Genomic DNA, 11,708 nt, shown 5'->3' on the forward strand with positions numbered 1-11,708 from the left:
CGGGCGGCGTAAAGCTTGCGTATAAGCGCTTTTCTTCGGGTTCGGGGCGGGCTATTTCTCAGGGGTGTCTCTGATCACCCTTGGGGGAAACCGCTTATGAGCAGCGTTGAAATCGGCCTGTTGATGGTGTTGGGCATCAGTACGTTCGGCTTTATCACCTTGGGCATCGACCTGTTGCGGGCGCGACGGGTGTCCAAGGGCAAGCGCGGTTGAACGGCATGAGGCGGATCAGTGATCCGCCTCATGTTTTGTTGACTCAGGCCTTGGTATCGACTGGCACGCAGATTTCCAGTTTGCCGGTGTGCAGTCGCGGATTGAAATCGGCGCTGTAGCGTTCCAGCTCCGGGGCATTCAGTTCCACGTAGTGGGAGGTCGGCAGCCAGGTCTTGTAGATGTATTGCAGGGTCTGCGGCAGTTGATCGAGCGGTCCCTTGTGCTCGAACACGGCGTATTGCCGGGGCAGCACTTCGACCCACTGGTAGACCTTCTGGTCCAGGTCATCGAGCTTGCTGATTTCCACCCCGGCGATGTAATCGAAGCCACCCTGGCCGTCGAAATTGCTGCAGACGCCGTAGGTCACTTCGTTCTTCTGTCCCTGAATCTTTCCCAGATGCGGCAAGAACTTTTCCCACAATGCGGGGATGTCCTTGGCAGTGTCCTGGGTAAATCGACCACGAAAACCTGCAATCAGCAGGAAGTGTCCATGTTCGAAGCGAGGTTCAGCCACTTCGACGCGTTTTTGCTCATCCATGACTCGACTCCTGGAACAAAAAGAGGGGTTCGGCTGCTGAGTATAGAAGCCAAACCCGATTCGCAATGTCACAAGGCGTGCAACTGGTCGGCGGCCCCGGAGCCAACGAACTCGTTATAACCGGATACGATCACGTAAACCGCGAAATAGCAGAAGATCGCCGCCGATGCCATGTAGGAGTAGCGCAGCAGCTTGTCACCCAGCAACTTGCCGCCGTGGCTCGCGGCAAAGCACAGGCCGGCCGACCACAGCAGCCCGGCGCAGAGGAAACCGCCGAGGAACAGCGCCGAACTCAGCGGGCCGCTGCCACCGGATCGCGCGATCAGCGTACCGCCGACTGCGGCGAACCACAGAATCGCGCTAGGTGAGGACATGGCGAGGAAGATCCCACGAAAGAACTCTTTGCGATGGGAGTTCTGCCCCACCTCCGCCGTCGCCGCCAACTGCGCCTCGTGGTGAATCGCCGAGTAGATCATCTTCGCCGCAAAGTAGATCAGCAGCGCCGACCCGCCGATCCACAGCACCCAGCGCACGCTTTCGTATTGCAGCAACACGGTCATTCCGGCCAGCGCCAGCACCGCGTAGATCAGGTCACCGACACAGGTGCCCAGGCCCAGCGCGAAGCCTTGAAAGTAGCCGCGCTGCATCGCCAGGGTGATCATCGCGATGTTGGCCACGCCGATGTCCAGGCACAACGAAAGGCTCAGCAAGAAGCCACTGGTGAATTCCATCTACCGATTTCCTTGGGAAAAATTTGTTTGCACGCAGGCTGGACAGCCTGCCATCACAGCCCTTATCTTCCGCCACAGGTCACCGCAGTGACCAGCGTCGCTCGGACGGTTCCGGGCGCTTACGTTATCCGAGGCAACAATGGCTGAACAAGGTTCGCCGCGCCGCTTTGCGCGCATTGATCGACTCCCCCCTTACGTTTTCAACATCACCGCCGAGCTGAAGATGGCCGCGCGGCGCCGTGGTGAAGACATCATCGACCTGAGCATGGGCAACCCCGACGGGGCCACGCCGCCGCACATTGTCGAAAAACTCGTCCAGGTCGCCCAGCGCGAAGACACCCACGGTTACTCCACGTCCAAGGGCATTCCGCGTCTGCGCCGGGCGATTTCCAACTGGTACAAGGAACGCTACGCGGTCGACATCGACCCGGAAAGCGAAGCCATCGTCACCATCGGTTCCAAGGAAGGCCTGGCGCATTTGATGCTGGCGACCCTGGATCAGGGCGACACGGTACTGGTGCCGAACCCGAGCTACCCGATTCACATCTACGGCGCGGTGATTGCCGGTGCGCAGGTGCGTTCGGTGCCGCTGGTGCCCGGTGTGGACTTCTTCGATGAACTGGAGCGGGCGATTCGCGGTTCGATCCCGAAGCCGAAGATGATGATCCTCGGCTTCCCGTCCAACCCTACCGCGCAATGCGTGGAGCTGGATTTCTTCGAAAGGGTGATCGCCCTCGCCAAGCAGTACGACGTGCTGGTGGTGCACGACCTGGCTTACGCCGACATCGTCTACGACGGCTGGAAAGCCCCGTCGATCATGCAGGTGCCAGGCGCGAAGGACATTGCGGTGGAATTTTTCACCCTGTCCAAGAGCTACAACATGGCGGGCTGGCGCATCGGTTTCATGGTCGGCAACCCGGAACTGGTCAACGCCCTGGCGCGGATCAAGAGCTACCACGACTACGGCACCTTCACCCCGCTGCAAGTGGCGGCGATTGCTGCGCTCGAAGGCGATCAGCAATGCGTGCGCGACATCGCCGAGCAGTATCGTCAGCGTCGCAACGTGCTGGTCAAAGGTCTGCATGAGCTGGGCTGGATGGTCGAGAATCCGAAAGCGTCGATGTACGTCTGGGCGAAGATTCCCGAGGCTTACGCGCATCTGGGTTCGCTGGAGTTCGCCAAAAAGCTGCTGGCTGAAGCGAAGGTCTGCGTCTCGCCGGGGGTGGGTTTTGGTGAGTATGGCGACGACCATGTGCGCTTCGCGCTGATCGAAAACCAGGACCGGATTCGGCAGGCCGTGCGCGGGATTCGTGGGATGTTCCGGGCGGATGGCCTGACCCCGAAAACCGCCTGACACATCCCCCCCTGTAGGAGCTGCCGCAGGCTGCGATCTTTTGATTTTAAAGATCAAGATCAAAAGATCGCAGCCTGCGGCAGCTCCTACAGGGGTCATCACCCACAAAAAAACCGCATCGCTGCGGTTTTTTTGTGCCTGCAAAACGCCGCTTAAACGAACAGCGACAACAGCAGGATAAAGCCCAACGCAACCACGGACAGGATGGTTTCCATCGCGGTCCAGGTCTTGAAGGTTTCGGCGACGGTCATGTTGAAGTACTGCTTCACCAGCCAGAAACCGGCGTCGTTCACATGGGACAGAATCAACGAGCCCGCACCCGTAGCGAGTACCAGCAGCTCACGGTTGACGCCCGGGATCATCCCGACCACCGGCACCACGATGCCCGCGCCCGTGATGGTCGCCACGGTGGCCGAACCGGTGGCGATACGAATCACCGCCGCCACCAGCCATGCCAGCAGGATCGGCGAGATCTGCGCGCTGACCGCCATGTGGCCGATCACGTCGCCCACGCCGCTGGTCACCAGCATCTGCTTGAAACCGCCACCGGCACCAATGATCAGGATGATCGCGGCGGTTGGCGCCAGGCTCGCGTCCAGCCACTTGAGCATCTGTTGCGAACCGATGCCCTGCTTGTGACCGAAGGTGTACAGCGACAGCAACAGCGCCAGCAGCAGTGCCGAGATCGGGTGACCGATCATGTCCATCCAGGTGCGGAAGAAATGACCGTCCGGCAGCGCCACGTCGGCGAAGGTTTTCAGCAGCATCAGGAACACCGGCAGCAGCACGGTGATCAGGGTGATGCCGAAGCTCGGCAGATTCTGCGAATCGGTTTCACGGGCCAGTTGATCGACCAGTTCCTGATTCGGATGACCGGGGATGTGCTTGGCGATGAACGTACCGAAGATCGGGCCGGCAATGATGGCCGTCGGCAGCGCAACGATCAGACCGTAGAGAATGGTCTTGCCGATGTCGGCACCGAACACGCCGATCGCCAGCAGCGGGCCCGGGTGCGGCGGCACCAGACCGTGTACCGCAGACAGACCGGCAAGCAGCGGGATACCGATCTTGATGATCGACACACCGGTGCGGCGGGCAACGATGAACACCAGCGGAATGAGCAGCACGAAGCCGATTTCGAAGAACAGCGGAATACCGACGAGGAATGCGGCGAACATCATTGCCCACTGCACTTTGTCCTTGCCGAACGCACGGATCAGGGTCTGCGCGATCTGATCGGCACCACCGGATTCGGCCATCATTTTGCCGAGCATGGTGCCCAGCGCGAGGATGATGCCGACGAAACCGAGCACGCCACCGAAGCCGTCCTGGAACGCCTTGATGATGGTGCCGATCGGCATGCCCGACGTCAGACCGAGGAACGCGGCCGCGATGGTCAGGGAGATAAAGGGGTGAATCTTGAATTTGGTGATCAGGATGATAAGTCCGATCACCGTGACCACTGCATCGAGCAGCAGGTAGGCGTCGTGGGACATGCCAAACATTGGGGGTGTCTCCTGGCTTGTTGTTGTTATTAAAGCGGGTTAAACAGAATTCGTGAGGACAGCGCTAGCTCTTTCAACACACTCATACCGCCTGCTTCAGACCGTGGGCCTGCCACCAGACGTGCGCCTGGGCCGCCAGTTCTTCGACGCTGTGGATCGAAGCATTGAGCGCCAGGGTCAGCGGCTCGCCAACCGGCGATTCGAGGGTGGCGAACTGGCTTTCGATCAACGTCGCCGGCATGAAGTGGCCCGGACGATGGGACACGCGGTCGGCAGCGACTTCAGGGGTCAGCTCAAGAAACACAAAGCCCAGGCCCGGCAAGGCACTGCGCAGCACTTCGCGATAACTGTGTTTAAGGGCCGAGCAGGTCAGCACCGGACGCTCGCCGAGTGCATCGACACGACGCAGCTCAACGCACAGGCTGTCGAGCCAGCCGGCACGGTCGTCGTCGTTCAGGGGGATCCCCGCGCTCATCTTTTCGATGTTGGCGGCCGGATGAAAAGTATCGCCTTCAATGGCAGTGGCGCCGCTCAATTGGCACAGGGCCTGGCTGACGCACGTCTTGCCGCAACCGGCAACGCCCATGATGACCAGGGCGGTGATGGGATGACTCATATAACACCTCAGCGCGCAGACAGCGCTACCTTTGCTAGCTATGACTCTAGTGCACAGGCAGAAGTTGCCGACGCCTTCTTGTCGTTTTTTTGGGTTGCAGCAGGTTTTCGCCCAACGCCAAAAAGCGAGGATCAGGCAGGACCTCGCTTACGCATTTGCAGCTGCATCAGGACAGCGCTACCTTAGTGCCTTGATTTTTGTTTGGCAAGCCGCCCGATGACCACCCCTAAAAACGATAAAAACACTCGCACCACCGGCCGTCCCACCCTTAATGAAGTTGCCCGTCTGGCCGGCGTCAGTCCGATTACCGCCTCCCGCGCCCTGCGTGGGGTCAGCACCGTGGCCACCGAACTGGTGGAAAAAGTGCAAAAAGCCGCGCTCGAACTCAACTACGTGGTCAACCCAGCCGCCCGCGCCCTGGCCTCGGCGCAGAGCCATTCGGTGGTGGTGCTGGTGCCGTCGCTGTCCAACCTGTTGTTCATCGATACGCTGGAAGCCATTCATCGGGTGCTGACGCCCAAAGGCTTCGAAGTGCTGATCGGCAACTTCCACTACTCGCGCGATGAAGAAGAAAACCTGCTGCGCAATTACATGGCCTATCAGCCGCGCGGTTTTCTGCTGACCGGGTTTGATCGCACGGAAAGTTCGCGGCGGATGATCGAGGCCAGCAATATCCCCTGCGTGTACATGATGGAACTCGACAGCGCCGCCGGAGTGAATTGCGTGGGTTTCTCGCAGCTCAGCGCCGGCGAAACCGCCGCCGAGCATTTGCTCTCTCGAGGGCGCAAGCGCCTGGCCTACATCGGCGCGCAACTCGATCAGCGCACCTTGTTGCGCGGTGAAGGTTTCCGCAAAGCCTTGCAGAAGGCCGGTCGTTACGACCCGGATCTGGAAGTGCTGACCCCGCGCGCCTCGTCCGTGGGCCTGGGCGGTGAACTGTTCCTGCAACTGCTGGCGGCGCATCCGGATGTCGATGCGATATTCTTCGGCAACGACGACCTGGCGCAGGGTGCGCTGCTGGAGGCGTTGCGCAACGGGATCAAGATCCCCGAGCAGGTGGCGATCCTCGGCTTCAACGACTTGCCGATGTCCGAACACATGGTCCCGCGCCTGAGCAGCATCAACACCCCACGCGAGGCGATCGGCCGGCGCGCGGCGGAGCAGATGTTGACGTTGATGGCGGGGAATAGTGTGGCGCGGCCGGTAGAGGATATGGGTTTTGAACTGAAGATTCGCGAGAGTACCTGACCTTTGAAATCCTGTCGGAAGCAATCCCTGTGGGAGCTGGCTTGCCAGCGATGGCGTCGGGTCAGTCGATACAGTGTTGACTGATACACCGCAATCGCTGGCAAGCCAGCTCCCACAGTTTTTTGGTACACCCACCCTGTGCATGTATCAGTGGCTGAGCAGTTCGACCAGGGCCGATGCGCCCTTCTGCAACGGCTGGCTCTTGAGCCACACCGCGTGCACCGGCAGCACCAGCCCGTTTTCTATATTGCGGAAATTCAGGCGTTTCAAGCGCCCACTGTCCAGCCACGGCTGCACCACCGACAACGGGAAATTGCCCCAGCCCAACCCCGCCTCGACCATCTCCAACGCCGTCTCCAGCGTGTCAGTGCGCCAGTGCGATTCGGCCACCAGTGGCCGGGTTTCGCTGATCGGCAAGTCGCGGCTGGCGACGAAGATCTGCCGCACATGCACCAGGTCTTCGAGAAACAGATCCTGCCCCTGCAACAACGGACTGTCCGCCGCAAGTGTGGCGATCATCCGTTCGCTGCCGACAAACTGAAAACGCTCCAGCACGTTCATGCTCAACCCGGCGAACGCCAGACACACGCTGACGCGGCCGCTGTGCAGCATCGCCAGCACGTCGTCCTGCGGCGCGGTCAGCACTTCGATGTCGAGCAGCGGATGACGCTCGGCAATCACCTTGATCGCGGCGAGCAAACGCCGACGCTCGATGTCGGCGACCACGCCAATCGACAGCTTGCTCTCCAGCCCCAGGGACAACTCCACCGCGTGCACCTGCAACTGCTTGAGCTGTTCGGCGATCAGCCGCGCGTGGGGCACCAGCGAAAGCGCCATGGCGGTCGGTTGCGGTTCACGATGGCTGCGGTCGAACAAGGCATAACCAAGCTCCGCTTCCAGGTTGCCGATGCCCATGCTCACTGCCGAAGGCACCCGACCCAAAGCGCGGGCGGCTGCGGAGAAGGAGCCGCGCTCGATCACGGCAAGGAACAATTCGATGCTGTCGCTGTTGAAATTCAAAACACCACCTATCACCAAAACTGAAAGCTACTGACTTTTTCTGTCACCGCTATTGAAGCTATCTTTCGCCGCCTCCGCCAGTCCCGCTGGCCATCGAGTTCAAGACAGAGGCAAAATTTCCATGCAAGGCGTCAAACGCAAACTGGTCTATGTGTCGCTCTACGAAGTGATCGGCATGACTTTCTCCGCCCTCGGTCTGGCGCTGTTGTCCGGCACCTCGCCCGGCAGCACCGGCCCACTGGCGGTGATCATCACCACTATCGCGGTGACCTGGAATTTCATCTACACCTCGCTGTTCGAGCACTGGGAAAGCCGTCAGAAGTCGCGCACCCGCACGGTCAAACGGCGCATCGCCCACGCCGTGGGTTTTCAACTGACGCTGATCGTGTTCCTGATTCCGCTGATTGCCTGGTGGATGAACATCAGTCTGGTGCAGGCGTTTCTGCTGGATCTGGCGCTGATCATCTTCATCCCGTGCTACACGTTTGCCTTCAACTGGCTGTTCGATCGCATCTTCGGCTTGCCGGCGTCGGCGCTGCCCGATTCCGCCGCTGCGGCATAAATCGTTAATTGGTAAGTAGTTATTGCAAGAAATCGGCGGTATTCCGGGGCAAACCGCCGATATTCACAATCCATCAACTCCGATAGCAGGCTAAGCTTTTCCATCAATAAAAAATGGATCCGCCGATGACTGCTCACGCCCCCGCCGCCGCGCAACGCGACGGCATCGATCCGATACGCGCCGCCGAGATTTCCGCCCGCATCGACCGCCTCCCCGCCGTCGCCACCATCTGGCGGCTGGTGGCGCTGTTGTCGATTGGCGGTTTCTTCGAACTCTACGATTTGTTCCAGACCGCCTACATCAGCCCAGGGCTGATCCGTGACGGGATCTTCGCCACCGGCAATCAGGGCGTGTTCGGCTTTTCCGATCAGGCGGCGTTCGCTTCGGCGACCTTTCTGGGTCTGTTCCTCGGCGCCAGCCTGCTCAGCCCATTGGCCGATCGTTTCGGCCGCCGCGCGATCTTCACCTTTGCGCTGGTCTGGTACACGGTGGCCACGGTGCTGATGGGCATCCAGAGCTCGGCGCTGGGGATTATCTGCATGCGTTTTCTGGTGGGGATCGGGCTGGGTATCGAGCTGGTGACCATCGACGCTTACCTCTCGGAACTGGTGCCCAAACGCATGCGCAGCTCGGCGTTTGCCTTTGCGTTTTTCGTGCAGTTTCTGTCGGTGCCGGCGGTGGCGCTGATGTCGTGGTGGCTGGTGCCGCAGGCGCCGTTCGGTGTGTCCGGCTGGCGCTGGGTGGTGCTGGCGAGCGCGGTGTTTGCGCTGTTCATCTGGTGGCTGCGCAAGCGCCTGCCAGAGTCGCCGCGCTGGCTGGCGCAGCACGGGCGTTTCGATGAGGCGAACAGGATTCTCGACGACATCGAAGCCCGCTGCGAGAAGGATCACCGCCAACCGCTGGACGCCCCGGAAGCGGTGCCTGTGGATGTCGAGGGCAAGGGCCGCTTCGCCGATATCTGGCAGCCACCGTATCGCCGTCGGGCGCTGATGCTGATCGTCTTCCACGTGTTCCAGGCGATCGGTTTCTTCGGCTTCGGCAATTGGTTGCCGGCGCTTCTATCGGGCCAAGGCGTGAGCGTCACTCACAGCCTGATGTACGCGTTCATCATCACCCTCGCCTACCCGCTCGGGCCGTTGCTATTCGTAAAGTTCGCCAACCGTTTCGAGAACAAATGGCAGATCGTCGGCTCGGCCCTCGGCGCCATGACGTTCGGCACCTTGTTCGCACTGCAGACCAGCGCCTTCGGCCTGATCTTTTGCGGGGTGATGATCACCTTCTGCAACGCCTGGCTGAGCTTCAGTTATCACTCGTACCAGAGCGAACTGTTCCCGACCAACATCCGCGCCCGGGCGGTGGGTTTCTGCTATTCGTTCAGCCGTTTATCGACGGTGTTCAGCAGCCTGTTGATCGGGCTGTTCCTCGACCACTTCGGCACGCCCGGGGTGCTCGCGTTCATTGTCAGCAGCATGCTGATCGTGATGCTGACCATCGGCGGGTTCGGCCCGCGTACGCGCAATCTGGCGCTGGAAAACATTGCCCATCGCTGACCGCCCCGCGGTCATCCTCTGCCGCCTGACGGCAAGGGATGACCGCTCTGCTCGGCGCACAAGTCGCGTAACTCGTTGAAATCATGTGGTTCTTCGCAAAGGCACGGTAATTGCTGCGTCAGGCCCGTCAGCAATTATCCAAAGGTCTCCATCATGATGTTGGTCAGTGCCAAACAGCAGCAACTCGTTCACTTGCCCAAGCGGCCAGTGGATGACGCGACCACGACCGCCGCTGCCGGTCTGCAAAGCGGCCTGCACGGCGCCATGCTGCAATCGCTGCAGAACCAGGCTCAGTCGCAAGCCACCGATGCAACCTCAAAGGTCGAGGATTCGGCCACGCAGATCGCCACTCAGCAAGTGGCCGCCGCTACGCGCATCAGCGACAACGTCGACGAAGCGTTCGCCAAGACCCGCGTCGGTCTGCAAACCACTGATGCCACAACTTCCAAGGCCACTGGCACGTCGGCCACCGACGAGTTCAAGGACTACATGAGCAAGTCGCCGGAACAACGTCTGCGCGACAGTATCCTTCAGAGCATGGGCATCACCGAAGACGACATCAAAGCCATGCCGCCGGAGAAACAACTGGCCATCGGCAAAGAGATTGCCGAGCGTCTGCAGGACAAGATGAAACTGGCGCAGGCGGACAAAGAGAACGTCAATGACGTCAAGGACAGCGACAAGCTGGCGGACAAGTTTCTCGCGGCGCTTTGACTGCAAACCCATGTAGGAGCTGCGGCACGCTGCGATCTTTTGATCTTAAAAAACAAAATCAAAAGATCGCAGCGTGCCGCAGCTCCTACAGGGGTTTGGCGTAACTACTAGTTCAGCTGCAACGTCGCATTGAACTGCCCGATCGCATCCACCACATGCCGTGATCCCTGCTGAATCTCCAGAATCACCTCCCCTGCCTCGTTCGCCAGTTCCACACCCAGCCCGGTGCGGCTCAGGCTCGATTGCATGCTCGACACCGCGCTCAGCGACAGGTCATGGTTTTTGCGCACCACTTCGACAATCTCAAGCGTCGCCTGACTGGTACGCGCCGCGAGACTGCGCACCTCGTCCGCCACCACCGCAAAGCCGCGTCCGTGCTCACCGGCCCGGGCCGCTTCGATGGCGGCGTTGAGCGCCAGCAGGTTGGTCTGATCGGCGATGCCGCGGATGGTCTGGACGATGGTGCCGATGATGTCCGATTGCTTGCTGACCGCATCGATGCTCAGCGCCGCTTCGTTGAGGTCGCGGGAAATGTCCTGAATGATCTGCACCGTTTGCTGCACGACCTGTGAGCCTTTTTGCGCGCAGGCGTCGTTTTGGACCGAGGTGCTGTGGGCCGATTCCGCGGCGTTCTGCAGCGTGGTCATCTGGTTGGTGATGTCGCTGGCGAACTTGACCACCTTGTACAACCGGCCCTTGGTGTCGAACAGCGGGTTGTACGAGGCTTCGAGATAAACCATCTGCCCGGACTTGTTCTTGCGCTCGAAACGGTGCGAGTGATATTCGCCGCGATTGAGCGACGCCCAGAACGCCTTGTACTGCGCCGATTCGGATTCGGAACGATGACAGAACATGCTGTGGTGATGGCCGACGATTTCGTTGAGCGAGTACTGCATGGTTTTCAGAAAGTTGTCGTTGGCGGTAATCACGTTGCCTTCTGGCGTGAACTCGATCACCGCCATCGAACGGCTGATTGCCGCCAGCATGCTTTCTTCTTCGTGCTCTTTGTTGACCCGGGCGGTGATGTCCGCCGCGACCTTGATGACACTTTTGACTTGTTTGTCCGGGCCGTACACAGGCATGTAACTTGCTTCGAGCCAGATCTCCTTGCCGGACTTGTTCAAGCGCAGAAACGTGCCGCTGATCGGCTCACCCCGGGCCAGGTCGCGCCATAATCTGGCGTATTCCTCGCTGCGGTAAAACGCTTCTTCGCAAAACACCCGGTGATGTTTGCCACGCACTTCCTCGGCGCTGTAGCCCATGGTCTTGCAGAAGTTTTCGTTGGCATCCAGAACAATGCCTTCGGGGGTGAATTCGATCATCGCCATCGAACGGCTGATCGCCTCTAGCTTGGCGTTGGCTTCGGTCAAGGCGCAGCTGAAACGCTCGATCTGCTGCAGGTCAGCCTTGTGATGTAGGTTGAACATGGTTGTATCACCTTCCGCGCGGTCTTTTGATTTGATGAAAGTTCAGGTCTTTCAGAATCCACCACTACGTTCCACAGAACAGGCACACGCATTCCTCCACAGGAGGAAGTTGTCAGGTGATAAATGACGTTTAATCAAAGAGTCCATGCAGCGACGCTCTAATCAAGACATCCTTCTCTTGATAGCCCGCGAGCGGGCCAGCCCTAACGTGCAGAAGAACTTCCATGTAA

At 59.9% G+C, this 11,708-nt stretch carries 11 protein-coding genes; 5 read left to right on the top strand and 6 right to left on the bottom strand.

Features of this window, described 5'->3' with window-relative positions:
* Window positions 1–256: 256 nt before the first annotated feature.
* Window positions 257–751, bottom strand: coding sequence for a GyrI-like domain-containing protein (locus tag ABV589_RS07795; protein ID WP_007969356.1), 495 nt, complete (start codon window positions 749–751; stop codon window positions 257–259).
* Window positions 752–819: 68 nt separating this feature from the next.
* On the bottom strand, window positions 820–1,482 hold the full coding sequence (locus ABV589_RS07800) for a LysE family transporter (RefSeq protein ID WP_367085470.1): 663 nt from the start codon (window positions 1,480–1,482) through the stop codon (window positions 820–822).
* 139 nt (window positions 1,483–1,621) lie between these two features.
* On the opposite strand from ABV589_RS07800, the gene alaC reads away from it, so the two are divergent.
* Window positions 1,622–2,836, top strand: coding sequence for an alanine transaminase (gene alaC / locus ABV589_RS07805; RefSeq protein WP_007969354.1), 1,215 nt, complete (start codon window positions 1,622–1,624; stop codon window positions 2,834–2,836).
* A gap of 152 nt (window positions 2,837–2,988) precedes the next feature.
* Here the strand turns inward: alaC and ABV589_RS07810 are convergent, their stop codons facing one another.
* Window positions 2,989–4,341, bottom strand: a complete 1,353-nt coding sequence (locus ABV589_RS07810) for a GntP family permease (protein WP_007969353.1) — start codon at window positions 4,339–4,341, stop codon at window positions 2,989–2,991.
* Between the two features lie 82 nt (window positions 4,342–4,423).
* Complete coding sequence (locus tag ABV589_RS07815; protein WP_007969352.1) at window positions 4,424–4,957, bottom strand: gluconokinase; 534 nt, start codon at window positions 4,955–4,957, stop codon at window positions 4,424–4,426.
* Window positions 4,958–5,173: 216 nt separating this feature from the next.
* On the opposite strand from ABV589_RS07815, the gene ABV589_RS07820 reads away from it, so the two are divergent.
* Complete coding sequence (locus ABV589_RS07820; RefSeq protein ID WP_123588710.1) at window positions 5,174–6,205, top strand: LacI family DNA-binding transcriptional regulator; 1,032 nt, start codon at window positions 5,174–5,176, stop codon at window positions 6,203–6,205.
* Between the two features lie 147 nt (window positions 6,206–6,352).
* Here ABV589_RS07820 and ABV589_RS07825 read toward each other — a convergent pair whose 3' ends face one another.
* The gene (locus ABV589_RS07825) at window positions 6,353–7,225 is read right to left on the bottom strand and encodes a LysR family transcriptional regulator (RefSeq protein WP_367085471.1); all 873 of its coding nucleotides are present in this window, start codon (window positions 7,223–7,225) and stop codon (window positions 6,353–6,355) included.
* A 121-nt stretch (window positions 7,226–7,346) separates the two neighbouring features.
* Here ABV589_RS07825 and ABV589_RS07830 point away from each other — a divergent pair, with 121 nt between their 5' ends.
* The 3 genes from ABV589_RS07830 (at window position 7,347) to ABV589_RS07840 (ending at window position 10,051) form a co-directional block, all read left to right on the top strand.
* Entirely contained in the window at window positions 7,347–7,787 is a 441-nt protein-coding gene (locus ABV589_RS07830) for a PACE efflux transporter (RefSeq protein WP_108589278.1), read from the top strand.
* 125 nt (window positions 7,788–7,912) lie between these two features.
* Window positions 7,913–9,337 carry an MFS transporter gene (locus tag ABV589_RS07835; protein WP_367085472.1) on the top strand — a complete coding sequence of 475 codons (1,425 nt, stop codon included), beginning with the start codon at window positions 7,913–7,915 and terminating at the stop codon, window positions 9,335–9,337.
* A 156-nt stretch (window positions 9,338–9,493) separates the two neighbouring features.
* Window positions 9,494–10,051 (top strand): hypothetical protein, encoded by a 558-nt coding sequence (locus tag ABV589_RS07840; RefSeq protein ID WP_367086179.1) that lies wholly within the window; start codon window positions 9,494–9,496, stop codon window positions 10,049–10,051.
* Between the two features lie 107 nt (window positions 10,052–10,158).
* Here ABV589_RS07840 and ABV589_RS07845 read toward each other — a convergent pair whose 3' ends face one another.
* Entirely contained in the window at window positions 10,159–11,478 is a 1,320-nt protein-coding gene (locus ABV589_RS07845) for a PAS domain-containing methyl-accepting chemotaxis protein (RefSeq protein WP_123588706.1), read from the bottom strand.
* Window positions 11,479–11,708 lie beyond the last annotated feature (230 nt).

The sequence above is a fragment of the Pseudomonas sp. HOU2 genome (genome assembly GCF_040729435.1).
Classification (GTDB): domain Bacteria; phylum Pseudomonadota; class Gammaproteobacteria; order Pseudomonadales; family Pseudomonadaceae; genus Aquipseudomonas.